Annotated in this window: 23 protein-coding genes and 1 riboswitch; of the genes, 19 read left to right on the forward strand and 4 right to left on the reverse strand. The window is 30.6% G+C overall.

All coding sequences use genetic code 11. The features are described from left to right. Positions 1-585: a histidine phosphatase family protein gene (locus GC105_RS03485; RefSeq protein WP_152801745.1), complete on the reverse strand. Its 585-nt coding sequence runs from the start codon at positions 583-585 to the stop codon at positions 1-3. A gap of 99 nt (positions 586-684) precedes the next feature. Further along, on the reverse strand, positions 685-1,614 hold the full coding sequence (gene fba / locus GC105_RS03490) for a class II fructose-1,6-bisphosphate aldolase (RefSeq protein ID WP_152801748.1): 930 nt from the start codon (positions 1,612-1,614) through the stop codon (positions 685-687). A gap of 710 nt (positions 1,615-2,324) precedes the next feature. Here fba and hpf point away from each other — a divergent pair. The 10 genes from hpf (at position 2,325) to GC105_RS03540 (ending at position 15,823) form a co-directional block, all read left to right on the forward strand. Then, complete coding sequence (gene hpf / locus GC105_RS03495) at positions 2,325-2,849, forward strand: ribosome hibernation-promoting factor, HPF/YfiA family (RefSeq protein WP_152801750.1); 525 nt, start codon at positions 2,325-2,327, stop codon at positions 2,847-2,849. Positions 2,850-3,082: 233 nt separating this feature from the next. Next, entirely contained in the window at positions 3,083-3,709 is a 627-nt protein-coding gene (locus GC105_RS03500; protein ID WP_152801752.1) for a hypothetical protein, read from the forward strand. A 255-nt stretch (positions 3,710-3,964) separates the two neighbouring features. After that, complete coding sequence (locus GC105_RS03505; RefSeq protein WP_152801754.1) at positions 3,965-5,224, forward strand: HD-GYP domain-containing protein; 1,260 nt, start codon at positions 3,965-3,967, stop codon at positions 5,222-5,224. Further along, the gene (locus GC105_RS16790; RefSeq protein WP_193708270.1) at positions 5,221-6,846 is read left to right on the forward strand and encodes a DUF5317 domain-containing protein; all 1,626 of its coding nucleotides are present in this window, start codon (positions 5,221-5,223) and stop codon (positions 6,844-6,846) included. The genes GC105_RS03505 and GC105_RS16790 overlap by 4 nt, the downstream gene beginning before the upstream one ends. 265 nt (positions 6,847-7,111) lie before the next feature. Then, the gene (secA, locus tag GC105_RS03515; protein WP_152801756.1) at positions 7,112-9,616 is read left to right on the forward strand and encodes a preprotein translocase subunit SecA; all 2,505 of its coding nucleotides are present in this window, start codon (positions 7,112-7,114) and stop codon (positions 9,614-9,616) included. A gap of 11 nt (positions 9,617-9,627) precedes the next feature. Further along, a protein-coding gene (gene prfB, locus GC105_RS03520; protein ID WP_343029940.1) for a peptide chain release factor 2 occupies positions 9,628-10,759 on the forward strand; the annotation gives its coding sequence in 2 pieces (ribosomal slippage) (positions 9,628-9,690 and positions 9,692-10,759; 1,131 coding nt in all). Beyond that, positions 10,756-11,472, forward strand: a complete 717-nt coding sequence (locus GC105_RS03525) for a gamma-glutamyl-gamma-aminobutyrate hydrolase family protein (protein WP_152801760.1) — start codon at positions 10,756-10,758, stop codon at positions 11,470-11,472. Before prfB ends, GC105_RS03525 begins: the two co-directional genes overlap by 4 nt. Before the next feature lie 12 nt (positions 11,473-11,484). Further along, on the forward strand, positions 11,485-13,638 hold the full coding sequence (locus tag GC105_RS03530; RefSeq protein ID WP_152801762.1) for a Tex family protein: 2,154 nt from the start codon (positions 11,485-11,487) through the stop codon (positions 13,636-13,638). A 97-nt stretch (positions 13,639-13,735) separates the two neighbouring features. Then, complete coding sequence (locus GC105_RS03535; protein ID WP_152801764.1) at positions 13,736-14,548, forward strand: hypothetical protein; 813 nt, start codon at positions 13,736-13,738, stop codon at positions 14,546-14,548. A 469-nt stretch (positions 14,549-15,017) separates the two neighbouring features. Beyond that, positions 15,018-15,132: riboswitch (FMN riboswitch) on the forward strand. Positions 15,133-15,238: 106 nt separating this feature from the next. Then, the gene (locus GC105_RS03540) at positions 15,239-15,823 is read left to right on the forward strand and encodes an ECF transporter S component (protein WP_152801766.1); all 585 of its coding nucleotides are present in this window, start codon (positions 15,239-15,241) and stop codon (positions 15,821-15,823) included. 67 nt (positions 15,824-15,890) lie between these two features. Here GC105_RS03540 and GC105_RS03545 read toward each other — a convergent pair whose 3' ends face one another. Both GC105_RS03545 and GC105_RS03550 read right to left on the reverse strand, forming a co-directional pair. After that, positions 15,891-16,658, reverse strand: coding sequence for a protein-glutamine gamma-glutamyltransferase (locus tag GC105_RS03545; RefSeq protein WP_152801767.1), 768 nt, complete (start codon positions 16,656-16,658; stop codon positions 15,891-15,893). Beyond that, the gene (locus tag GC105_RS03550; RefSeq protein WP_152801769.1) at positions 16,655-17,632 is read right to left on the reverse strand and encodes a hypothetical protein; all 978 of its coding nucleotides are present in this window, start codon (positions 17,630-17,632) and stop codon (positions 16,655-16,657) included. Before GC105_RS03550 ends, GC105_RS03545 begins: the two co-directional genes overlap by 4 nt. A gap of 212 nt (positions 17,633-17,844) precedes the next feature. Here GC105_RS03550 and GC105_RS03555 point away from each other — a divergent pair, with 212 nt between their 5' ends. From GC105_RS03555 to GC105_RS03595, 9 genes are all read left to right on the forward strand, one after another. Further along, positions 17,845-18,474 carry a hypothetical protein gene (locus tag GC105_RS03555; protein ID WP_152801771.1) on the forward strand — a complete coding sequence of 210 codons (630 nt, stop codon included), beginning with the start codon at positions 17,845-17,847 and terminating at the stop codon, positions 18,472-18,474. Then, positions 18,467-19,771, forward strand: coding sequence for an alpha/beta hydrolase family protein (locus tag GC105_RS03560; protein ID WP_152801773.1), 1,305 nt, complete (start codon positions 18,467-18,469; stop codon positions 19,769-19,771). The genes GC105_RS03555 and GC105_RS03560 overlap by 8 nt, the downstream gene beginning before the upstream one ends. Positions 19,772-20,068: 297 nt before the next feature. Next, entirely contained in the window at positions 20,069-20,437 is a 369-nt protein-coding gene (locus tag GC105_RS03565) for a GntR family transcriptional regulator (protein WP_152801775.1), read from the forward strand. A gap of 1 nt (position 20,438) precedes the next feature. Next, complete coding sequence (locus GC105_RS03570) at positions 20,439-21,137, forward strand: ABC transporter ATP-binding protein (RefSeq protein WP_152801777.1); 699 nt, start codon at positions 20,439-20,441, stop codon at positions 21,135-21,137. Further along, positions 21,131-21,916 carry a hypothetical protein gene (locus tag GC105_RS03575; protein ID WP_152801779.1) on the forward strand — a complete coding sequence of 262 codons (786 nt, stop codon included), beginning with the start codon at positions 21,131-21,133 and terminating at the stop codon, positions 21,914-21,916. Before GC105_RS03570 ends, GC105_RS03575 begins: the two co-directional genes overlap by 7 nt. Positions 21,917-21,972: 56 nt before the next feature. Further along, a complete protein-coding gene (locus GC105_RS03580) occupies positions 21,973-22,629 on the forward strand; it encodes a Yip1 family protein (protein ID WP_152801781.1) in 657 nt (218 codons plus the stop codon). A 61-nt stretch (positions 22,630-22,690) separates the two neighbouring features. Then, on the forward strand, positions 22,691-23,332 hold the full coding sequence (locus GC105_RS03585; protein ID WP_425481516.1) for an ABC transporter ATP-binding protein: 642 nt from the start codon (positions 22,691-22,693) through the stop codon (positions 23,330-23,332). A 2-nt stretch (positions 23,333-23,334) separates the two neighbouring features. Further along, positions 23,335-24,174, forward strand: a complete 840-nt coding sequence (locus GC105_RS03590) for a COG1361 family protein (protein WP_152801785.1) — start codon at positions 23,335-23,337, stop codon at positions 24,172-24,174. A 10-nt stretch (positions 24,175-24,184) separates the two neighbouring features. Next, positions 24,185-25,426 (forward strand): ABC transporter permease, encoded by a 1,242-nt coding sequence (locus GC105_RS03595; protein ID WP_152801786.1) that lies wholly within the window; start codon positions 24,185-24,187, stop codon positions 25,424-25,426. Positions 25,427-25,665 lie beyond the last annotated feature (239 nt).

The raw sequence follows: 25,665 nt of genomic DNA on the forward strand, positions 1-25,665 counted from the left end.
TCAAAGTATTAAGCTTTCAAATGACCAGTGTTGTGGATTATCGTTATTTGTTAATTTAACTATACATGTATTTGGTAGTTCAAATGTATTTATATTTTCTAGATTCTCGTTAAGCAAGTGACCGAGCATGAAACGAATTACTGCCCGATGAGTGATGATTGCGACATTATGATGAGGCATATCAATTATTTTTTTAGTTGCATTAGATATCCTAGTATAAGCATCGTCATAAGTATCGCCATTTGGAGGGTTTGTATAACCGTGAGATGTGTTTTGTGAGATATAAGTCTCGTATTTCACTTTAACATCATTCCATATCATACCTTCCCAAGCACCAAAATTTAATTCTGATAAACTATTTTCTATAATTAAAGGAAGATTATCTACATTCAATATCTTAGTAGTGCAAATAGCTCTTTGTAGTGGACTTGATACAAAGATGTCTATAGAAAGATTCTTTATATAATTTCTCAAGATCATTGCTTCTTCTATTCCTTTGTCATCAAGAACAATATCCCTACTCCCTTGAATCTTTCCGAGAGTATTCCAATAGGTATTGCCATGTCTAATTAAATATAAGTTCATAAATACCTCCTGTTACTTAAGCGCAGAGTATTAAACAACATCACTAAAATATAAAAAAAGTAACTAGGTAATAAGATAAAAAAGCCCGAAGGCTTTTTCTTATTTTTTACCACTACATCCTAATACATTTTTCATTTTGTGAGCTACCATGTCTCTTATAGCATCTCTTGCTGGTGATAAATATTTTCTAGGATCAAACTCACCTGGATTTTCTGTAAATGTTCTTCTAATAGACGCAGTCATAGCTAATCTCAAATCTGTGTCTATATTTATTTTACAGACTCCCATTTTAGAAGCTCTATTCAACATATGCTCTGGAACACCTTGTGCACCTGGAATTTTACCACCGTATTTATTATTTAAATCAATAAATTCTTGTGGTACAGAAGAGGAACCGTGTAGAACTAATGGGAAACCTTTTAGCTTTGATGAAATAGTTTCTAATCTTGCAAAGTCTAATGATGGATCACCACTAAATTTGTATGCTCCATGGCTAGTACCAATAGCAATAGCTAAAGAATCTACACCAGTTCTTTCTACAAATTCAACTGCTTCATCTGGATCAGTGTAGGTAGCATCTTTTGCTGATACGTTAACAGCATCTTCAATTCCTGCAAGTTTGCCTAATTCGGCTTCAACGCTAACACCTCTATCTCGGGCGTAATCAACAACTCTTTTAGTGAGTGCAATGTTTTCATCAAGTGAAAATCTTGAACCATCAATCATTACAGAACTAAAACCATCATCTATACATGCTTTACAGATTTCAAAATCCTCACCATGATCCAAGTGAAGAACGATATCAAGTCCAGTTTCTTCTATAGCGGCTTCTACTAATTTCTTCAAATAAATAGGACTAGCGTACTTTCTTGCCCCAGCAGATACTTGTAAAATTACAGGTGCATTTTCTTGTCGTGCAGCGGCTACAATACCCTGAATAATTTCCATATTATTTACATTGAAAGCTCCTACTGCGTAACCTCCCTCATATGCTTTTTTAAACATCTCATTAGAGTTTACTAATGCCATAAAAAACCCCTCCTATTTTCTATTGCTATCCTTACTTTATTAACTTTACAAAAGTAGTATACAATAATTAAATAAAAATATCCAATAAAATGATAAAAATACAAAATGTGCACGTTTACAAGAAAGTTCAGTAACGTAAGTAGTTACTGAACTTTCTTGCTTAGCTATCATTTAAATTCTAAAAGTTAAGTGTTCAAATTTTTCTAATATACTTGAAACCCCATTGAATTAGCTTTTTTGACTAACTGAATAAAGTTTCATTTTATTACAAGTTGACAGTTTATAGGCTTAACTATATAATTATAAGAGCCTTAGGTCTGTGGTTGAAAGTCGATGCTAGTCGCAGGCAAAACGATCCACGTAAGGTAGGCAAAAGCGCATACTGAGCATGGTGCGGCTTAGATGTAAGTCCAGCCAATTTTAAATTGAGAGAAGGAGTTGTGAAGGCGAACCCTAGCTAAACTTCCAGCTGGCGAGTGTGGGGGCAAAGACCAGGTCAGCTAAGGCTACTTAAAATATAATAATTTAATTATCAGTTAGTCATTTTCATTTATAGTCAATATATACCATATGTTTGGTGACTACAGAGAAACAGGTAGTTCATTGATTTTTATGTATTTCTATTGTTTTGACGTATATCTTATGGGTATAATAATATACATATACAACATCAAAGAGATAACAATAAAATGGTAGAAGGAGTTGTTATTATGCGAATAATAATATATGGAAAGAACATCGAGGTAACAGAAGGATTAAAAGGTATGTTAGAAAAGAAACTTAATAAATTTGATAAATACTTTAAATCCGATGTTGAGGCAACTGCAACTCTAAGTACTCAAAAAAACAAACATATTTTAGAAGTACAGATTCAATTTAATGGTAATTTGTTAAGAGCAGAAGAAGCTACTGATGATATGTATGCATCTATAGATAAGGTAGTAGATAAATTAGAAGGTCAACTTCGAAAATACAAATCAAAAATAGAAAAAAGGCAAAAAGATTCAACAATAAGATTTGAGTCATTTGATAAAGAAAAAAATGGTTCATCAGAAACTAAAATAGTTAAAACTAAAAAATTCGCTATAAAACCTATGTCATCAGAAGAAGCTACTTTGCAGATGGATCTAATAGGACACACTTTCTTCGTTTTTCTAAACAGTGAAAGTGATGAAGTAAATGTAGTTTATAAAAGAAAAGATGGGAATTTTGGGTTAATTGAACCAATGTTTTAAAAAATTAATGAATCGAAAATTTTATTAATAAACCAGACAAATTAAGGTAAAGCCAATAAAGCTTTACCTTAATTTGTCTGGTTTATTAAATTTTTGTTTAAAAATATTCTTTTTTATACCAAAATGTTGGATTTTAATGTTATTATTATAATATACATTGTGAATATGCTAGTATAATTCGCAATAACTTAAAGGAATGAATATATAATTACATTCAATTAGGAGTTGTGTAAATGGAAACATTTCAAGTCGAAGAGATAGAAGGATTTTTAAATAAGATTATAAGTGTTCTAAATTCTCGAGTAGTAATCAATAATGAAAACCAAATTATCGAGGTTCATATTTTAGCAAATAATCGCAGGTCTGCAAAACAGATTATAAGAGATATTCAATCTGCCTTAATAGCAAAATTTAATTTGCGAATAGATCATAAAATTATCAGTATTGCACAAGTATATGAAGAAGAAGAAAATTTTAATGCCCCTAGGCTAGTTATTAAATCTGTAGAGTACACTAGCTACCATATGTCGGGAAAAGCAAAAGTATTATTAGAATACGATGGCAATCTTTACATTGGTGAAAGTGAAGGAGTACATTCATCAACCCAAGCAAATAGATTAGTTGGACAAGCTACTATAAAAGCTGTCGAGTTCTTTTTGAATAATGCTATGAGATTTATTGTAGAAGAAATCAGGATTTTAGATTTTGTTAATAAACAGGTAGTCATTTCAGGTATATACCTAGTAGATAAAAATACAGAGAAATTATTAATTGGCAAATGTGTTGTAGAAAATGACACAAATAGCGCCATAACAAAAGCTGTACTAGATGCAGTGAATAGAGTATTAGAAGTAAATTAACATGCCATTAAGGTCGGTATACAGTACATATTTTTTAAGCGAAGCGGAATTGATTGTTTTATAGCGAGAAACAGTCCCATTATTTATATAAATAAGGGGGCATTTACAAATGAAAGCTAAATTAATCCAAGTATTATTGGTTATTATGACTTTAGTTGTAGCTGGCGGCGCTGGCGCAAAGTGGATTTAATAAACAAGTAATAAATAGCAAAGAAACATAAGGTATACCGACCTTAATATATAAGGAGACTGATTATGAATAAGATTAGTGTAAAAGCTAAATCGACATTATTACTTTTTACATTTATTTCTATAATATTATCTTTTTTCATTTTCAAATCCTATTCTGTACAATTTAACCTTGACTTATTTATATTAATTATATTATCTAGTATTACAGAATCATTTGTAATTGTTACTCCAAATAGCAGCGGTGTAACTTTAACATTTGGAATACTCCTGCCTGTAGCTATACTATTTGGTCCTAGCGCTGGTGTATTATGTTCTATTATATGCATCTTATTATCAGTCTACGTAATAGATGGTAAGAAAAAGCATGTGTTTAATATTGAATGGTATAAGACATTAGGTAATTTAAATGGATATGTGATTAGTAGTGGTATATCTTCTTTATTTTTTGTTTATTTTAATGGAGGATTGAAATTTACTAGTCAATCAATATTATATATGTTTATTGCAGCCTTACTGTACTTAGTAATAGATATTTTAATTATTTGTTATTTTATAAGGTTAACTACAAATTATGATTTAGTAGAGATATTAAAAGAAAGTTATAAAGATATAATACCAAATTATTTAGGTATAGTCACTTTAAGTATTATAATAGTGATATCGTATATTAGTGTTGGAATTGAGATGGTTGTAGTTCTTTTTTTCCCATACATGCTTATTAGATATTCGTTCAAATTAGTTTATGATATGAAAGAAAACTATTTATCTACTATTAAAGCTCTATCTTCAGCTCTCGATGAAAAAGATTCCTATACAAAGGGTCATTCTGAAAGAGTAGAAAAATATGCTCTTATTTTAGCCGATGCTATAGGAATATCTAAAGTAGATTTGCAGCAGTTACAGTATGCTGCTATTTTTCATGATATAGGAAAAATCGGAATAGATGATCAAATCTTAAATAAACCGGGTAAATTGTCAGTAGATGAGTTTAATCAGATTAAAGAACATCCAAGCAAAGGTGTACATATTCTAGGAAACGTAAGTTTTTTAACTAAAGCGACTAAAATAATAGAAGCCCATCATGAATATTATGACGGTACAGGATATCCTAAGGGATTAACGAATGAGGAAATACTATTAGAATCTAAAATTATTACAGTCGTAGATATCTTTGATGCAATCACTACAGACCGACCTTATAGAAAAGCAATGACAAATGAAGAAGCCATTGATATAATAAAAAGTGAGTCAGGTAAAAAATTAGATCCCAAACTGGTGGGCATATTTTTAGAATTATATGAAAAAGGTAGGTTTGCATTATGACGATTGGTTTATTAATTCTCGCCATTATCATTGGTTACATTAGAAAAGGTAGACTCAAAAACCTTGCTAATTTAGAAATTAAATTATTTCCACTATTAGTATTTGCTTTTATAATTCAGATAGGTATTTATTTAGGATATAGATTTGATATTGAGTTTATAAAAATCTATGATATCCTGTTACACTTTGTGAGCTATATTATATTATTCGCAGGATTGATGGGAAATTTTGATAGAAAATGGTTTATATTTATTACATTTGGTGTTATCTTAAATTTTATGGTGATTTTCTTAAATGGTGGGAAAATGCCTATATCATTGGATGCCGCAACTGTAGTAGGTATGGATGTTGATGCAATAGATAATCTACTAAACTCTAGAACAGGTACTCATCAAGTATTGCAATCAGGTGCATTACTGTGGTTTCTAGCAGATATATTACCAGTAAAATTTCCACAAGCTCTAAATTTTTTTAGTAGTATATACAGTGTTGGCGATTTTATAATGTACTTAGGAATGATGGGTCTAGTTCAATCTGCTATGATAAAACATGAAGAAGAAATAGAAGAGATAGATAATGTGGAGTTAGAAAATTACCATACACAAAATATATCTGAATCCTTTAAAAGTGTAGATTATATGGACGAAGCGTATTTAAAATCTAATTCATCACTAGATCACCACGATACACAAGAAGAGACTATAGTACTAAATTTATCTAAGATAAACGAAAAAGATGTAGAAGAAAATGAGCATAATTTTGATAAAAAGAATATATCTGAAAAATATCATGTAAAACAGGAATTAGACAAAGAAGTGAACCAATTAATTAAAGAGTATGAGGAAATCAAGGTACAAGAGGAAACAAAGATACCAGAGGAAGCAAAGATACAAGAGGAAACAAAGGTACAAGAGGAAGCAAAGGTACAAGAGGAAGCAAAGGTACAAGAGGAAGCAAAGGTACAAGAGGAAACAAAGATACCAGAGGAAGCAAAGATACAAGAGGAAACAAAGGTACAAGAGGAAGCAAAGGTACAAGAGGAAGCAAAGATACAAGAGGAAGTAGAGTTACAAGAAGAAATAAAGGTACAAGAAGAAGAAATAAATGAAAATACAATTGACCAAACAAACGTTGAATACATTAAAGAAAATGAAAATATAGGTACTGAACAGTTTGATAACTCTAATGGTATACAAGAACAAACTACAATTGGAGCAATTAATACAGATCAGTTTGTTATGGATGAGTCATATAATAATCAAGATATGATTGATACTGTACACCAATTTATTATTGTTGATGGTAAGATAAAAGAAAATCCAAACTATAATAGAGAAATTCTAACTACTGACAATATACAACAAGATTCTAATGAAATTGAAACTAAAATGAATACATTAGAGGAACAAGTTGAAGAATTAGAAATGAAACAGGTTGAATTAGATAGAATAAATAGTAAAGAACGAGAAAAGAATAATGATCAACATTTGTTACAAAAGATTACTGATAATGAAAGAATAGAACTAATGAAGAAAATGAAATCACGAAAACAAGGTGGATACACATTAGTCGAAGTAGAAGTAGGCAATAAAAAAATTAATTTTTGGAAAAAAGACTTGTAGAATAAACAAGTCTTTTTAATAGAAATACAGTAAAATTATTGATATACTTCGAGAGAACCATAGGGACATATAGTAAAATCAGCTGCTAATGGATTGCAAAGTTTGTCTAGTTTCCTAAGATTCAAATTTTCATATCTAACTTGAAATGCGTCGTAGACGCTTTTTTGTGGTATAATTTAATATTATATTGACTAAAACTAGGTACAGTAATTACACTCTGTATTTAGAGTTATAAAAAGCTATAAATAATTAAAGAGGTGTTAATATGTCATTGTTAAAAAAAGTGTTCGGAGATATGGATCTAAAAGAAGTAAAGAAGCTAATGAAAATCGTAGAGAAAATTGAAGATCTAGAAGTAAAAATAAGTAATCTTTCCGATGAAGAATTGAAACTAAAAACTGACGAATTTAAAACTCGATTACAGAGTGGAGAAACAGAAGATGACATCTTAGAAGAAGCATTTGCTGTTACGAGAGAGGCTGCCCATAGAACTTTAGGCATGAAGCATTTTCCAGTACAATTACTTGGTGGTATTGTACTTCATCAAGGCAGGATAGCAGAAATGAAGACTGGTGAGGGTAAAACTTTAGTCTCAACACTTCCTGCGTATCTTAATGCATTATCTGGTAAAGGTGTACACATAGTTACAGTTAATGACTATCTTGCTACAAGAGATAGCCAGTGGATGGGGAAAGTTCATGAATTTTTAGGGCTTAGTGTAGGACTTGTAGTACATGGTATGGATTTTTCAGAAAAGAAGAAGGCATATAATGCAGATATCACATATGGCACAAATAATGAATATGGTTTTGACTATTTAAGAGATAATATGGTTGTTCATTTAGATCAAATGGTACAAAGAAATTTAAACTATGCGGTAATAGATGAAGTGGATAGCATATTGATTGATGAAGCTAGAACACCTCTTATCATTTCTGGGAGCGGAGATAAAAGTACAAAATTATATAATCTAGTAGACAATTTTACAAAAAGCCTAAAAAACGAAACACATTTCACTATTGATGAAAAAGCTTCAACAGTTATTTTAACTGATGAAGGCATAGAAAAGGCTGAAAAACATTTTGGAATAGAAAACTTAGCTGATATGGCAAATATGGAACTATCACATCATATTAATCAGGCTCTTAGAGCAATATTTTTAATGAAGAAGGATAAAGATTATGTAGTTCAAGATGGACAAGTTGTGATTGTAGACGAGTTTACTGGGAGACTTATGGAAGGTCGAAGGTATAGTAATGGACTGCATCAAGCAATAGAAGCAAAAGAAAAGGTGAAAGTTGAGAGAGAGTCTAAAACACTTGCAACAATAACTTTTCAAAATTATTTTAGGATGTACAAAAAACTTAGTGGAATGACAGGTACAGCTAAAACTGAAGAAGAAGAGTTTAAGGCTATATACAATATGGATGTATTAACTATTCCAACCAACAAGGAAATGGCAAGAAAAGATCTTGATGATACTATTTACAAGACTGAAAATGGAAAATTTAATGCAGTTGTAAAAGAAATAGCAAAAAGACATGAGCAAGGGCAGCCTATTTTAGTAGGTACCATATCTATTGAAAGATCAGAGACATTAAGCAATATGTTAAAAAAACATGGTGTTAAGCATGAAGTGTTAAATGCAAAATACCATGAAAAAGAAGCTGAGATTGTAAGTAAAGCTGGACAAAAGAATGCGGTTACAATCTCTACTAATATGGCTGGTAGAGGTACTGATATTGTCTTAGCTCCAGAAGTGAAGGAACTTGGTGGTTTGCATATTATAGGTACAGAAAGACATGAAAGTAGAAGAATAGACAATCAACTTCGTGGACGATCTGGTAGACAAGGGGATCATGGATCATCACAATTCTTTATATCATTAGAAGATGATCTTATGCGATTATTTGGTGCTGAAAGAATAATGGGACTTGTAGACTCACTTGGATTAGAAGAAGATGTTCCAATCGAAAATAAAATACTTACTAAAGGCATTGAAAATGCACAAAAAAAGGTAGAAGGTAGAAATTTCGATGTAAGAAAACATGTTTTGCAATATGATAATGTTATGAATAAACAAAGGGAGATTATTTACTCTCAGAGAAGATCGGTTTTAGAAGGACAAGATATTCACCAACAAGTTACAATGATGGTAGAAGGTCTAATAGACGAGAGTATAAGTATTTACACAGGTTTTAGCGAACATCCAGAAGAATGGGATTATGAAGGGTTAATTGAACACTGTGAGACTTTGTTTTTAGAAAAGGATAGCTTGAAGTTTGATGATAAAGATGTAACACGAGATGAATTAAAGAATATACTAGTAGAAAAATCTCAAAGATACTATAATTCAAAGGTTGAAGAAATAGGTCAAGAAGAAGTGAAAGAACTTGAAAGAGTAGTGCTCTTACGAGTAGTAGATAGTAAATGGATGGATCATATTGATAATATGGAACAATTAAAACAAGGTATTGGACTAAGAGCATACGGTCAAATAGATCCTGTTATGGCGTATACAAAAGAAGGTTTTGAATTATTTGAACAGATGAATCAGAGTATTCAAGAAGACACAGTAAAATATTTGTTTCATTTAGATGTAAAGAAAGATAAAGTTGAGAAAAAAGAAACTGATTTATCAAATTTATCTACAAATAAAGATAAAGTAAATAATAAACCAGTAGTTAATAAAGAAAAAACAGGAAGAAATGATCCGTGTCCATGTGGAAGCGGTAAAAAATATAAGAAGTGCTGTGGAATTAAAAATTAAGAGGTGATTTAATGATAGAATTACAAGAATACAAAAAACACTATAAAGATTTAACAGGAGTTCTAATTGAATTGAGGGATTCACTTTGACTTGTCAAGATTACACAATCAAATTGATGAACTAGATCAAAAGATAAATGATCCTGAATTTTGGAATGATCAAGATTTAGCTCAAAAAATACTAAAACATTCAAATTTAATGAAAAATAAGCAAAGCAGGTACTCTGCTATACAAGAAAAACTAGCTGATGTAGAAGTGTTATTTGAATTATTAGAAGAAGAAGATGATGAAGCATTAATACAAGATCTACAAATAGCTTTAGATGAAATACAAAAAGAAATAGACGATTTTTATTTAGAGACTCTATTAAGTGGAGAATACGATGCAAATAATGCTATCGTTTCATTGCATCCAGGTGCTGGTGGAACCGAATCACAAGATTGGGCAGAAATGCTACTTAGGCTGTATATGAGATGGGCAGACAATAGAGGATTTAAGGTGAAAACTTTAGATTATCAGCCAGGAGACGAAGCAGGTATAAAAAGTGTAACTTTTTCTGTTGAAGGGATTAATGTATATGGTTATTTAAAATGCGAAAAAGGTGTTCATAGATTAGTGAGAATATCTCCATTTGACTCATCAGGTAGGAGACATACTTCATTTGCATCTGTAGATGTAACACCTGAGCTGGAAGCAGATAGTAGTATAGAGTTGAATACAGAGGATCTAAGAATAGATACATTTAGGTCAAGTGGTGCAGGAGGTCAACATGTAAACACCACAGATTCTGCAATTAGAATAACTCATATACCAACTGGGTTAGTAGTTCAGTGTCAAAATGAAAGATCTCAACACAAAAACAAGGAAACTGCAATGAAAATGTTAATAAGCAAATTAGTTGAAATTAAAGAGATGGAACATAAAGATAAAGTAGAGGACATACAAGGTAAGTATGGGCAAATAGCTTGGGGTAATCAAATACGTTCATACGTTTTTCATCCTTATAGTATGGTTAAGGATCATAGAACAAATACAGAAACAGGAAATGTACAAGGAGTAATGGATGGTAGTATCGATATATTCATTAATGATTATCTGAAAAAGATCGCATTGGATACTAAAGAGGAGGGGTCTAGGCATTGAAGCCCATAGTTGGAATTATATGCTCTTATAGTGGTAGCCTATTTAAAGGCAATGACGGTAATTTTAATTATAATGATGAAGATTATATAATAAAAGTGAAGCAGGCTGGAGCAATTCCTTTTTTAATACCCGTCAGGCCTTCTTTTGAAGAAGATATTCCAAATATTATGAATAGATTAGATGGAATTATATTATCTGGAGGAGTGGATGTACATCCCTCTTTCTATAACGAGGAACCTAAAATCAAGTTAGGTTATGTCGATCAGATCAGAGATAAATTCGAGATTTCATTAGCAAAACATTGTATCAATAAAAAAATTCCGATACTAGGGATTTGTAGAGGTATGCAACTATTAAATGTTGTTGAAGGTGGTAGCCTATATCAAGATATTAATTCTGAATTGCCGGATAGTGTACAACATACACAAAAAACTTATGATCGAGTTGGAAACCATTATATAAAAATAGAAGAAAACAACTTTTTAAGAGATATATACGGTGATAAAGGGTTTGTCAATTCATTTCATCATCAAGCAATTAAAAAAATATCTCCAAATTTTCAAGCTATTGCATGGAGTACAGATGGATTAGTGGAAGCTATGATACACAAAGAGAATAGCAATATAATTGCGATTCAGTGGCATCCAGAGTTACTAGAGGAAGTACAGTCATTAAACATCTTTAAATATTTTACAACATTAATGAGTAGTTAGGAGCTTGTGATATTGAATAAAATTATAGAACAACTTACCCGCGAATTTAATTTAAGAAAAAATCAAGTAGAGAGTACCATTAAGCTCATAGATGAGGGTAATACTATCCCCTTTATTGCTAGGTATAGAAAAGAAGTAACTGGCAATTTAGATGATGTAACACTTAGAGAATTAGATGAGAGATTATCATATTTAAGAAATCTTGAAAAAAGAAAGGACGAAGTTCTACGGATTATTGAGACACAAGGAAAATTGAGTGAAGAGCTTAAGAAAGATATTATGTCAGCGGCTATACTACAAGAAGTAGAGGATCTTTACCTTCCGTATAAAACCAAAAGAAAAACTAGAGGAGTTATTGCTCGAGAAAAGGGACTTGAACCACTAGCAGTCATTATATTTGATCAAGAGCTGAGAGATATAGAAATATTAGAAGAAGCTAAGAAGTTCGTCAATTCAGAAAAAGAAATCGAAACACCAGAAGATGCAATTGGTAAAGCTATGGATATTATAGCAGAAGATATTTCGGAACAAGCAATTTATCGAAAAAGAATAAGAGAAATTGTTTTAGAATACGGTATGCTTTGTTCTAATGCGTCTAAGAAATTAGATACTACTGAGATTACAGAGTTTGAAATGTATTATGATTTTACTGAGAGAGTAAATAAGATTGCAAATCATAGAGTATTAGCTATAAATAGAGGTGAAAAAAAGAATGTTTTAACAGTTAAAATTGAAATAGATGAAGAAAAATCATTGGGTTATTTAAGTAATATGATTTTACGTAAAAACACTAATAAATTCATGATTGATGCTGTTAAAGACGCTTATAAAAGACTCATTTACCCTTCTATAGAAAGAGAAGTAAGAACATTTCTATCTGAAAAAGCCGAAAAAGAAGCAATTAAAGTATTTGCTACAAATTTAAAGAACTATCTATTACAAGCTCCAGTAAAAAATAGAGTAGTCATGGGTTTTGATCCAGCCTTTAGAACAGGCTGTAAAATAGCGGTAGTTGATGAGTTTGGAGATCTTTTAGATACTAAGACAATATATCCAACTGCACCTGAGAATAAGGTAGAACAGTCTGTAAAAATCCTATTAGATTTAATTAAAAAGCATAATATTACACTGATTGCTATAGGTAATGGAACTGCATCGAGAGAATCTGAAGTAATTATTGCAGAGTTTATTAAAAAAGAACAATTAAGAATTGAATACTTAGTAGTAAATGAGGCAGGTGCATCTGTATACTCAGCATCTAAGATTGCTAATGAAGAGTTTCCAGATATAAATGTTTCTCTTAGAGGAGCAGTTTCTATAGCAAGAAGATTACAAGATCCACTTGCTGAGCTTGTAAAGATAGATCCTAAACATATAGGCGTAGGACAATATCAACACGATGTAAATCAAAAAGAATTACAAAGCTCTTTAGATGGTGTTATTGAGGATGTAGTAAATAGCGTAGGGGTAGATGTGAATACAGCGTCAGTATCACTATTAAAAAATATCTCTGGTTTAAATAAGACTACAGCTCAAAATATTATCGAGTTTAGGAGAACAAATGGCCCATTTAAAAAAAGAGATACAATAAAAAAAGTAAAGAAAATAGGAGACAAGGCCTACGAACAAGCTGCCGGATTTTTAAGAATATCAAATGGAGATAATCCACTAGATAACACAGCAGTACATCCTGAATCATACGATGTAACTAAAAAGCTATTAAATCATTTTAATTACGAAGTTAAAGATATAAAAGGAAAAAGTAATGAAATTGGGAAAGAACTAAGCAATGTAAATATTGAAGCACTCTCTAATGAACTTTCCATAGGAAATCATACTTTAAAAGATATAATAAAAGAAGTGCAAAAACCCGGTAGAGATCCTAGAGATGAATTTGATAAACCTATTTTCAAAACAGAAGTTATGGAAATTAAGGATTTAAAAGAAGGTATGATACTTAGTGGTACAGTAAGAAATGTTATAGACTTTGGTGCGTTTATAGATATAGGAGTACACCAGGATGGACTTGTGCATATTTCACATTTAAGTGATAAATTCATAAAAAACCCAATGGAAGTTGTTTCTGTAGGAGATATAGTAAAGGTCAAAGTACTAAGTGTAGATATTCAAAGGAATAGAATATCGCTAAGTATGAAAGACCTATAATCATCAAATAAAGAACTAGGTAACAACGAATAATCAATTAAATCCTATGGATAATGATTTACTGTAAACCTCATAGCAACATGAAGGAGATACTCATATGAAAATATTTGATAGAAGATTTTTAAAATATCAACTAGCTGCATTAAAACACAATAAATACAAAAATAAAATTTTGTACCCGAATATTTTTTTATTCGCTGTAGCAATGTTTTATAGAGATAATATACCACTGTTATTACTGTTTATTGGAGTTATAGTGTCATTAATCGGGTTTGGTATATATCGTTTTAATAACGAAACTAGCATGTCTGAAGATGACTTTGAAAGGATATTAGAAAAAAAATATAAAGAATATGAATCAGCGTCAAGTAGAAAAAAACCAGATGAAGCTGTTATACTACAAAAAATTGCTTTCGCCGCTGAGCTTAACAAAATTTCTAACGATGATGCAATAAATGATATACAAGAATTGATAACACAAAAACCAGAGATTAAAAAATTTGCAAATAATATTATCATATGTTTATATGCAAATAAGTTTAAAGATAAAAGTAAAATACCAGGAGAATATCTAGATTATTTAGATAGAAACGTTAAGAGTGAAGTAAATGTAAATCTACTATCGGACTGTATTAAAACGTGTATCATAATCGGGGATTATAATAAAGTTCTGAGTATTGTAAACAAAGCCTTAGAAGAATTAAAAAAAGTTAAAAAAATAAGAAAACCTGCATATAATGCGATTTATAGAACGATGCTAGTATCTTTGCCTTTTTATCAAGGTGAAGCGTATAAGTCTATGGGAAATAAAAAGAAGGCTAAAGAAAGTTATGAACAATCACTTAAAAATTGCAAGTCTAAGAATTTTAGGTATTTCATACTAGATTCAATTGAAAATATTATATCATAAATTTGAGTAGTCGTACGTAGTATCTACTTTATCCTACGCAGATTATCCTCAACCCCTTGGGGTTTCGGTCGTTGGCACTCGTTCATAGAAGTCATTTGTTTTTCTCGTGCAAGCACGGAAAACCATATTACTTCTGCGAACAATCTGCTGGTGCGCATATTATATCATAAATTTGAGTAGTCGTACGTAGTATCTACTTTATCCTACGCAGATTATCCTCAACCCCTTGGGGTTTCGGTCGTTTGCACTTGCTCATAGAATTCATTTCCTCTCGTGCAAGCACAGAAAATGACTTGAATTCTGAGAGCCAATCTGCTGGTTCGAATATTAGTTTATAAAATTAATGTCACTCTTTGGATAAGAGTATAGAAATGTGGCACAAAATTAAAGTTGTGTACACCACATAAGTGTATGAAAATTATTGCATTATCATAGATAAAATGTTATAATTTCAACATAAATTAAATATTATTATCTTCAGGGCAGGGTGAAATTCCCGACCGGCGGTTATAGTCCGCGAGCGTAAAAGCTGACTTGGTGTAATTCCAAGACCGACAGTAAAGTCTGGATGGAAGAGGATTGTATAAATTTCCGCTTATTTGCTCTTGAGATATTTTCAAGAGCTTTGTTAGGTTCGAGATTCTACTCCCTACCACTTATTGCCATGTAGCTAAAAAAGGAGGATTTTAAATGACAAATAACAAAACAAAATATCTAGTAAGAATATCTGTACTAAGTACTATTGCATTTATTCTAATGTATATTGACTTTCCAATACCAATATTTCCAGGATTTTTGAAATTTGATGTTAGTGATGTGCCGGCATTACTAGGGACTTTTTCTATGGGTCCTGTAGCAGGTGTAGTTATACAATTACTAAAAAATATATTGCACGCTATTGTAAAGGGATCAGAAACTGGTGGTGTTGGTCAACTGGCAAACTTTATTACTGGATCAGCTTGGGTAATACCAGTAGGATTGTTCTATAGTAAAGTTAAAACTAGAAAGACGGCTATCTTTGGTTTAGTCGCAGGTGCAATATCCATGATAATTGTAGCTGCATTTGCAAATTATTTTATATTACTACCGTTCTATGCAAAGATTATGCCAGTAGAAGCAATTGTAGCTTTAGGTTCAGCTGTAAATGCAAAAATAGTAGATTTTCCAACATTAATATTATATGGAATAACACCATTTAATATTTTTAAAACAATAACAGTCTCTCTTATTACCTTGGCTATTTATAAAAAAATATCACCTATATTACATAAATAAGTTTTACTAAAAATCAGTATCAAAGATTTTAATGTACAAGAGGACGCATACAGTGCGTCCTCTACTTTTAAGATTTAATATCTTCTGCATATGATTTGCTTAAACTTTTAAAATTTGGCCTTCCCACTGAATCCATTAAATATGCTGATTTTTCGGCTCCCTTTTTTCTCTTTCTATTTAGCCCTTTAATAAACTGATTAGCATTTGAAACCCCTAAAGGGTGGCCATAATATAGAGAATCACCCATTTCAATAACGTTTTCTCCTTGAAATTCAGGAGTTAATGGATCTACATCTGGATTATTAAAATACCTTCGATCTCCGGGAAAAAAATCTTTTGATTTTTTAACAGAACCAATCTCTTTGAGTTTTCCATGTATACTACGCCAATTCATTAATGTAATATTTGAAAAGTGTTTATCAAAATACTCCTTCGAAAAAGTATCCACGAGAGCTCCAAAATAAACAATTAATATAGCTGTTGCACATTCAGTTCCATATTTAGAACCGTGGGAGAATATATCGTTAATTGCTTCACTAGGACTTACATCTTTTCTAACGTCAAAGCCTCCATCAGTAGTACGAATCCAATATTTTGTATTGCATACAGATTGTCTAAATACTCTGAATTTCAAACCACTACGACTGAGTTTTCTAGCAGAATCTACAATGGCTTTTCTAAACAATAACTCAAACTGTAATTGGTCTAAGGTATCATATCTGTATTTTTCAGTACTATTAGACATTAAAGTTATTGTTGTTCTTGCAACATCATCAGAAGGGAACTGATTTAATAGATTTTCAATTTCAATATGACTCTGGTTTATCAATATCATCTATATCCCTCCATACTATTTTTTGCAGTTTGCAATTGGTCAACTATGTCATTTTCCATCCACTTTTTCCAGGTTCTAATATCATCTTTGTATATTTTGTTGGAATAATTAGATAGTAATTCCTTATCGGAGCTACTAATTTTCTGAAAATCTTGTAAATGCTTTTTTTCAATTGGTGTTAAAAGCTTAGTAAGTTTACCGCTGTCATAAGAGACACTTTTATTTAAATATTTAGCCTCCATATTTAATTTACAGGGATTAGGATCGCTAGTGAGTTGCAAGCTCTCACCAGTAAAATACAAATATGGATCATTCTCCTCAAGCCATTTTTTATAAGTATGAAAATATCTCTGAGGGTGAATATTCTTGAAATTATTAGGGTCAAAATGTAAGAGTTTACAGGCAAGTTGAACATCATCTACTTCTTTAGATTGCAGAAAATCTGACACTAGCTTTAAGGTTATAGGATCATTTGATTTAAAAAAACTCCAAACTAAATCATGTACTAATTTTTCATTTCTATTACGCTTGAATATCAGATCTGCTACATCAGGTAAGATATCATAATCATGATAATGTACAATAAGTAAAGAAATAACATCATCTAATATCTGATCAAGTTCATCTCTAGTACTATCTTCAGCAACACCAGTTTTAAACATCCAACGTAAAATTTGAATAGTGTTTTTATCTGATGAAAGTTTATCTATTTTTTCAACTTGTCTATAAGTATGAGTTATATGACAAATTTTAATGGCGAGTTTGTTTCTCAAATTTAATTTTCTTGTTATTTCGTATGCATCGATTTCTGGAATTAAATCAAATAATGTTGGAAATCTAAGATTGTCGTCATTAAGATAGGCTATCGTTTTCTTCTCATTCTCTTGTACTAATAAAATAAAATCTAACTTAAAATCGTGAACGCTTCCTTTTAAACGCAAATTGTCTAGATAACTTAAATTTTCTAAATTCATTTCAACACCACACTTTATATTATTAATATATGATATTGAAATAGTTTCATTTGGTTTACAAAATAAAAAGATAAAGTTTCATTTTATTCATATATTAGGACTTATCCTGTATATCCTATCATAAATTAGTAGCATGAAATAAGATGCAAGCTTTGGCTTAAAATTATCATATTAAATATTTATATTACTATAAGAGGGAGTGTGTGTAAAAGATGAAAAAGCGTAAGTCTAACAAGGACGAAGTACTAGCATATATGAAAAAGAAATATGGGGAAAACTTTGAATTTTATGACGTTAATACACAACAGTGGAATGCTGATTATATAAAAATGGTGTTATTTTCTAAGAAGATTCCTAATGATAACATAGTAGTGCATAAAAATCGTGAAGATGGGACTATAACAGATAATTATGTAGCCTATTTGTTAGAGGACAAAGTAGAAAAACTAGTATTAGATCTGGCAAGCCAAGTATACGGTACATGTAAAGTGTTTAATATACCATCAACCTCGCCATTATCCCCCAAAATAAGCGGATCAATATCATTATCTAATTACGTGTCAAGTATCGAATCTGAATTGGAATTTATTATTTTTACTTATAATAGTTTTAGAAACAAAGATGATGATGTTGAGAGGTTTAGAAAAGTTTTAGAAGATAATCTATGTGACCTGTATTTTTTCTCAATACATTATGTAAAGAAAAGTGTATTTAATAACATAAATAAAAATAATTACCATGACTATAAAGTAAAGCCTTATAGCTTATTTGATGGTGCATTTATGTTAAATAATAAATATGAATTTACTTATAAACGATGGGGTGATCAGTATAGTGAATAAACCAAGTGAGTCAAATGAAGTAGGGGCAATACAGGCAGTAGGGCTAAACCTACTATCATATTTGGACTTTAAATCAACTAGAAATGAAACATTAGGAGATATAGTTAGAAAAGCATCAGGAAGTACAGCAATATGTGATTTATTAGATGTATATTTGATCAACAATCCTAAGGTTAAAAAACTTATTTTAGTAGAACAAAGTAGAGACATATATAATTCTAATGCTTATGTTAGATACGATACCAAAGGATTTAATGCGTATACATTCAAAGACCCATACAGCAACACTTTTACAATAGTGTATAGAGGTACTGCGAGGGGTGGATGGATTCAGAATGGAGTTGCATTTGGGTCATCTCAAAATAATATTTATTATACTTATAAGAAAGATAATAAAGGGAGAGTGTATATAGCAGGCAAATATATTGTTAAAGAGCATCTCTCAACAGTGCAGGCATATGCAGTAAATTATTTTAATTATAATGCTATAAAATACAATTGGAACGAATTGTATAATATAACTGTAACAGGACATTCCCAAGGTGACTGTAATGCAAAATTAGTTACTCTTAAGTCTCCTTTAGTCGATATATGCTATGGTTTTAATGGACCAAACTTTTCTAAAGAAACAATTACTGAATTACAGTTAAATAAGGAAATATATGAAGTTCAAAAAAATAAAATATATCAATATAGAACAGAAAATGATCAAGTTAGCATTTTCGGATATGAAGTTGTTAATGAAAATCAGATATATTATCTAAAAGGAAACTCATTAAAGCTTGATCATGAGATAGATAGAATGGTCTATGTTGATTATGATAAAAGAGGTAATCCTAAAATATCATTTAATGATTATAAAGAAGATCGCACATTTTTTGCTAGTGTACTAAAAAAATATAACAATATATTAATGGAACTACCAGTAGATATAAGAGGAGCAGTCGCTATAGGAACTATGTGGTTTGCACAAAACTATTTTGGAAGAGATAAATCATTCTTTAATGAAAAGGTTCAATTATGGAATATATGTCTTGCAGTTGTTACTTCGGGGATAATAATTCCCATAGCACTTATCCAAGCTATAGAATATAAATACGGTACAACAACAAAATTTATAGCGGCTATACTAATGGGTTTTGCCGTAGTTATAATGATTCCTATTATATCTATAGTGCTAGGGGGTGCTACAGTCTTAGGACTAGTTTCTTATACAATAGATAAAATTACTTCTAATGGAAACCAATTTATGGACATAAGAAATGGACTAGTAAAATTATTAACAGAATTAGTATGAAAACTTAATAGACAATTACAAATATATGGTATATTTTATAAAGCCATATATTTTTAATGTACGTTATTTTAATATTAGAGTTAATTCACCATTAAAAAAGCATCATTCGTCACATGTATCTTGAATCTTTTATTAATTAAGTATAGTTTATAAAGAGTATGATAAGTATCCATTGTAAATTATTTACAGTTAAGTCTCAACATTAGAAAAATATTTTTTAGTATATATTGACAAAATGGAAGCATTGTATTATTGTATTAATAGATTAATACAATAATACAAATAAGAGGTGAAAAAATGAGTTGGATACTTGATGACAATAGACCTATTTATATTCAATTAGTTGAACAAATTCAAATGATGATAATCACAGGGTTTTATCCCCTAGAGTCTAAACTACCTTCAGTAAGAGATATGGCATCTGAAGCCTCTGTAAATCCTAATACTATGCAACGAGCTTTTGCACAATTAGAGGCAGAGGGCTTACTTTATTCAGATCGAACTAAAGGAAGATTTGTTACTAAGGATAAGGAGAAAATAATGAAGATAAAGAATGAACTTGCTATTAGCGATACTAAAAATTATATAAAAAAAATGAAGGAATTAGGTTGTGATAAAAATCAAATAGAAAATCTGATTGATGCTGCAATGAAGGAGGAACAGTAATATGGAAAATATTTTAGAATGTAAAGCCTTAAGGAAAGCCTTTCCTGACTGTGTTGCATTAGACTCTATAGATCTATCCATTAATAAAGGAAAAGTTGTAGGTCTTTTAGGACCTAATGGAAGTGGAAAAAGTACGCTTATAAAACTAATTAATGGATTGATGACGCCAACAGGTGGGGATGTATTAATTGACAATATGGAACCAGGAATAGAAACAAAAAGAATTATATCGTATTTACCAGAGCGAACTTATTTAAATGATTGGATGAAAGTAAAAGATATACTTACTTATTTTAAGGATTTCTACAATGATTTTGATTTGATAAGAGCTAAAGATATGATGAATAAATTAAGTATAAATGAAAATGACAGATTAAAAACAATGTCAAAAGGTACTAAGGAAAAGGTTCAATTAATATTAGTAATGAGCAGGGATGCTTCTCTTTATCTTTTAGATGAACCTATTGGAGGGGTTGACCCTGCAACTAGAGACTATATTTTAGATACAATCATTGGAAATTACAATGAAAATGCAACAGTTATAATTGCAACTCATCTAATCTCTGATGTTGAGAAAATATTAGATGATGTTATTTTTATTAACAAAGGAAAAATAGAATTAGTATCTACAGTAGATGACATACGAGAAAAAGAAAATAAAAGTGTAGATGCATTGTTTAGGGAGGTGTTTAAATGTTAAAAAATCTATTAAAATACGAAATAAAAGCAACTGCGAGAATTTTTGTGCCATTTTATTTGTTCTTAATTGTATTCTCCATAATAAATAGGATATTTATTTCTATGAATACAAGCGCAATTGACATTCCAAGATCAATTGCTTTGGGCATATGGGGATTTACCATTATTGCAATTTTTGTTATGACATGGATAGTTGTTATACAAAGATTTTATAAGAATTTATTATCAGATGAGGGTTACTTGTCTTTTACTCTACCGGTAAAGGCTCATCATCATGTTATATCAAAGGCTCTTACTTCACTGATGTGGATTTTATTGAATTTCATATTTGCAATAATAGCAATTGCGATTATAACATTGAATTCAGATACCATTAGTATGCTCAAAGAAGGTTTGTCAGTTTTTCAAGAAATGATTAGCCAAACGGGCACACCAGTTTTTGTGGTAAGTATACAGTTTATTATACTTGCTATAGTTGGCATCTTGAGCAATCTCTTTAAAATTTATACTGCTATAATTATAGGAAATCTATCAAGTAAACATAAAATATTGTTAGGACTAGGAACATACATAGGTTTTGAAATTGTGGAACAAACTATTTTCTCTTTTCTACTAGTAGGTATTGGATACTTTGGTGATATTTTTGATCCCAATTTTATAATGCATCCAAGTTACTTAGTTTCATCTTTATTATTATTAATATGTATATCCTTAATAAGCGCTTCAATCTATTTCTTTCTAAGTAATTGGTTGTTAAATGATAAATTAGATTTAGAGTAGTTTTCTTTAAATAAAATAACATAAAATAATTAAAAAATTTAAGGAGTGTTGTATCAATGGAAGAAAAACAAGGCATTTTAGAAAGAATCAAACTGTATGTTGTGAAACCATCTGTATTTTTTGAAAAGCACAAAGAAAATCCAAAGTATTTATTACATTTGCTTTTACTCACTATTATTGCTACTGTCTCAGCATTAATTAGTAATTATGTAGACCAACAGGTAGTTGATGATCTACTTAACGAATCTTTATCAGGTACTAGTGGTGCAGAAGCAGAGTTGTTTAGTGGTATTTTAGGTTTTATGACTTCACCTATCACTATATTTTTCGGGACTATTTTCATTACAATAATTGCTTATTACTTAGTATCTCTCTTTTATTACGTAATAGTTGGTCTTATATTTAAAGGTGAGGGAAAATTTAAACATATGATGACTGTCGTATTATTAGCTTCATATCCTGTTCGATTAGTAGGTTTAATAAGTAGTTTCTTTACAACTAATCTGGAAGTAAATTTAATGAAAACTATAACAGGAACTTTTAATATTCCAAATTTATGGCAACTATTTTTGATGATTATAGGTACTAGTGTAGTATTCAATATGTCTAAAAAGAAAAGTGCTATTATTTATATAGTATTGTTTATAATTGGATTTCTTTTTGTATTAGGATCATATTATGCAAACAATGCATTAGCAGGTATTCAATATTAAAATAGCAGGTGAGGATTTGGAAGAAATAATTAAGCTTAAAAAGGTATCACAGCATTATAAGATGGGTGATTCAGTAGTTTATGCACTATCTGAAGTAGATTTAGATATCTATTCAGGGGAATTGACTGCTCTGGTGGGACCTTCAGGTTCGGGCAAATCGACTTTACTAAATGTTGTAGGAGGACTTACGAAACCTACTATGGGAGATGTATTTATCTACGATACCAATGTGAAAGATTATTCTGAAAACCAAATGTGTTTATTTAGAAGAGAACATATAGGATTTATATTTCAGTCTTTTAACTTAAATCCTACTTTAACAGCTTTAGAAAATGTCACTATGCCCCTTATTTTCGCTAGAGTAGATAGTAAGGACAGAGAAAAAATGGCTAACGATGCATTGGATTTGGTAGGCTTAAGTGACAGGAAAGACCACAAACCAGGAGAACTGTCTGGTGGGCAACAACAAAGAGTAAGTGTTGCTAGAGCCATAGTAAATAAACCGAAGATAATATTATGTGATGAACCTACAGGCAATCTAGATACAAAAACCGGAAAAGAAATATTAGAACTTATTAAAGAAATGAATCGAGTCAATCAAATTACATTTATAATAGTTACACATGATATTAATGTAGCAAATCAATGTCAAAGAAAAATATCACTTCAAGATGGGAAAATATTTAATGATGAGAGGAATTAATAATGAAGAAAAAAATTATAGTAGTTTTATTTGTAACTCTAATTATACTCTCTTTTAATAGTGTAAGCGCTGCTCCTAAAAGTCCTAATATTGTCATTTCAAAGTATAATGTGGAGCAAAAAGAAATCACACCTGGAAGCACATTCAAAGTAGAGTTGAATCTTAAAAATTATGGTGAGTACCATGCCAGAAAAGTAAAAATATCCTTAAATAATGAACAAGGTCAGGAAGACTTAGGCAGTTTTTCTCCTTTAAATCAAAGTAATGTTCAGTACATATCTTTAGTAGAGGCAAGTAAAACAAAGAAAATTTCATATAATATGTATGTTTCTCCTAAAATAGAGCCGGGCAATTACAATATAATAGTAAATATCTCATATAACGATTATAATGGTACCCAATATGATGAAATTCAGACCATTGGACTTTTAGTAAGAGAAAGTGAAAGTATTCAATTATTAGCTGATGATAATCTTGGAGATATAATAATTGGAAAGCCACTAGAAACAGAAGTACAGATTGTAAATAATGGAGTATCAGATGTAAAAGGCATAAGTGCTGCTGTAGTAGGAGAAGGTACAAATGCTCAAATAGAATACTTAGGAAATTTTAGTAGTGGAGACTACGACAATTATGGGTTTACAATCATTGGAGAAGAACCAGGTGAAAAATCTATTAAAGTTTCAGTAAAGTATAAAAATAGCTTAAATGAAGAATCAACTGTTGAAAAAGACATCACTTATAACGTAATTGCTAATGGAGATTCTAGTAACTCACAAGACAAAGATTCTAGTGGCAACTGGTTTACAAATTTCATAAAGGGGATATTTGGATTATCCTAGGTGATAAGATATGTTTGATATAGATATAATTAAGTTAGCTTGGATGAGTTTATGGAGAAGAAAACTTAGAACAATACTTACAATGGTTGGGATTATGATTGGAACAGCAGGGATCGTAATTATGATATCATTAGGAGCTGGTCTTGAAAGAACCATTACTGGAGAATTTGAAGAAATGAATATGACTAGTATAGAAGTGTATGCTCCTTATAATATTATGGGAGAGACCGATACTAATGATATAAAAAATCTAACTAAAGATGATGTCTTAGATTTAAGAAAACTCGATGGCGTAAAAGCGGTCACACCAATTTATAACTACTGGGGAGAATTAGATATTGGTCGTGAGCGTATTTCAGGACAATTAGTTGGAGTAGATATGAGCGATGCAGAAGATTTAGGATACGAATTAGAAGATGGTAGATTCCCTAGAAACAATGAAATAATTATAGGAAGCAAGCTTTTAGAAGATGTAGAAGAAATTACTGGAAACAACAGTGTTATTAGAAAAGCAGTAACTATTATTACAATGAGTATGGGTGAAGAATCAATAGAAAACGAATATCGATCTCGAGTAGTTGGTACATTAAAATCAACGGGTGGAAATGAAGACTATTCTGCTGTTATGGATATAGATATTTTAATTGACATGGTGGAGGAAACAGAAAATAGGTCTAATATCGTTCAGACAGATGGCTATGAATCTATTAGAGTTGTAGCTGAAAATACTGAGATAGTAGATCAATTAACTAAAGAAATTAATGAAATAGGATATATGTCATACTCTACTCAAGATTTATTAGCGGGTATCGGTTCAATATCAAAGTATTTACAGATCTTTTTAGGTGGAATAGGTAGCATTGCTTTATTAGTAGCGGCAATAGGTATTACAAATACTATGATAATGTCTATTTATGAAAGGACACGGGAAATAGGTGTCAATAAAGTAATTGGCGCTTCAGTAAAAGATATAAGAAATCAATTTTTATATGAAGCTTCATTTATTGGACTTATGGGTGGAGTTGCAGGACTTACAATAAGTTATGTTATTACACTTCTTATCAACTTTATTGCTGGAATGATTATTAATGCTCAAGCAGAAACAGCAGTGTCTATAAACATAGCGTATATACCACCATGGCTTGCTATATTTGCAATAACATTTTCAATTATTGTAGGAGTATTAGCTGGTTTATACCCAGCTAATCGGGCTGCAAAGATAAGTGTGTTAGAAGCATTAAGGCAAGAATAAAGTGAAACTTTATTAAGTATAATCTCAAGAAACATGCTTTGCGAGTTTATCGCGGTTATGTGGTAGACGCCAAATGTCTGCAAGCAGCTACTTTGCTTATAACTTCGCGATAATAAAAAAATACCCGTATTAATATACTAAATATTGATACGGGTTTTTTTTAGTTGCTAAAATGTTATAATAAAGAAATAGTAAATACTGATAATGTATAACATGTAAAAGTGAAATAAAGAAAGGTC

Source organism: Alkalibaculum sporogenes (assembly GCF_009362815.1).
GTDB classification, from domain to species: domain Bacteria; phylum Bacillota; class Clostridia; order Eubacteriales; family Alkalibacteraceae; genus Alkalibaculum_A; species Alkalibaculum_A sporogenes.

What these genes read in the sequence shown, in the direction of transcription:
- GC105_RS03485 (WP_152801745.1), bottom strand. Translation starts at nt 585, where the DNA reads ATGAACTTATATTTAATTAGACATGGCAATACCTATTGGAATACTCTC.
- fba (WP_152801748.1), bottom strand. Translation starts at nt 1,614, where the DNA reads ATGGCATTAGTAAACTCTAATGAGATGTTTAAAAAAGCATATGAGGGA.
- hpf (WP_152801750.1), top strand. Translation starts at nt 2,325, where the DNA reads ATGCGAATAATAATATATGGAAAGAACATCGAGGTAACAGAAGGATTA.
- GC105_RS03500 (WP_152801752.1), top strand. Translation starts at nt 3,083, where the DNA reads ATGGAAACATTTCAAGTCGAAGAGATAGAAGGATTTTTAAATAAGATT.
- GC105_RS03505 (WP_152801754.1), top strand. Translation starts at nt 3,965, where the DNA reads ATGAATAAGATTAGTGTAAAAGCTAAATCGACATTATTACTTTTTACA.
- GC105_RS16790 (WP_193708270.1), top strand. Translation starts at nt 5,221, where the DNA reads ATGACGATTGGTTTATTAATTCTCGCCATTATCATTGGTTACATTAGA.
- secA (WP_152801756.1), top strand. Translation starts at nt 7,112, where the DNA reads ATGTCATTGTTAAAAAAAGTGTTCGGAGATATGGATCTAAAAGAAGTA.
- GC105_RS03535 (WP_152801764.1), top strand. Translation starts at nt 13,736, where the DNA reads ATGAAAATATTTGATAGAAGATTTTTAAAATATCAACTAGCTGCATTA.
- GC105_RS03540 (WP_152801766.1), top strand. Translation starts at nt 15,239, where the DNA reads ATGACAAATAACAAAACAAAATATCTAGTAAGAATATCTGTACTAAGT.
- GC105_RS03545 (WP_152801767.1), bottom strand. Translation starts at nt 16,658, where the DNA reads ATGATATTGATAAACCAGAGTCATATTGAAATTGAAAATCTATTAAAT.
- GC105_RS03550 (WP_152801769.1), bottom strand. Translation starts at nt 17,632, where the DNA reads ATGAATTTAGAAAATTTAAGTTATCTAGACAATTTGCGTTTAAAAGGA.
- GC105_RS03555 (WP_152801771.1), top strand. Translation starts at nt 17,845, where the DNA reads ATGAAAAAGCGTAAGTCTAACAAGGACGAAGTACTAGCATATATGAAA.
- GC105_RS03565 (WP_152801775.1), top strand. Translation starts at nt 20,069, where the DNA reads ATGAGTTGGATACTTGATGACAATAGACCTATTTATATTCAATTAGTT.
- GC105_RS03570 (WP_152801777.1), top strand. Translation starts at nt 20,439, where the DNA reads ATGGAAAATATTTTAGAATGTAAAGCCTTAAGGAAAGCCTTTCCTGAC.
- GC105_RS03575 (WP_152801779.1), top strand. Translation starts at nt 21,131, where the DNA reads ATGTTAAAAAATCTATTAAAATACGAAATAAAAGCAACTGCGAGAATT.
- GC105_RS03580 (WP_152801781.1), top strand. Translation starts at nt 21,973, where the DNA reads ATGGAAGAAAAACAAGGCATTTTAGAAAGAATCAAACTGTATGTTGTG.
- GC105_RS03585 (WP_425481516.1), top strand. Translation starts at nt 22,691, where the DNA reads ATGGGTGATTCAGTAGTTTATGCACTATCTGAAGTAGATTTAGATATC.
- GC105_RS03590 (WP_152801785.1), top strand. Translation starts at nt 23,335, where the DNA reads ATGAAGAAAAAAATTATAGTAGTTTTATTTGTAACTCTAATTATACTC.
- GC105_RS03595 (WP_152801786.1), top strand. Translation starts at nt 24,185, where the DNA reads ATGTTTGATATAGATATAATTAAGTTAGCTTGGATGAGTTTATGGAGA.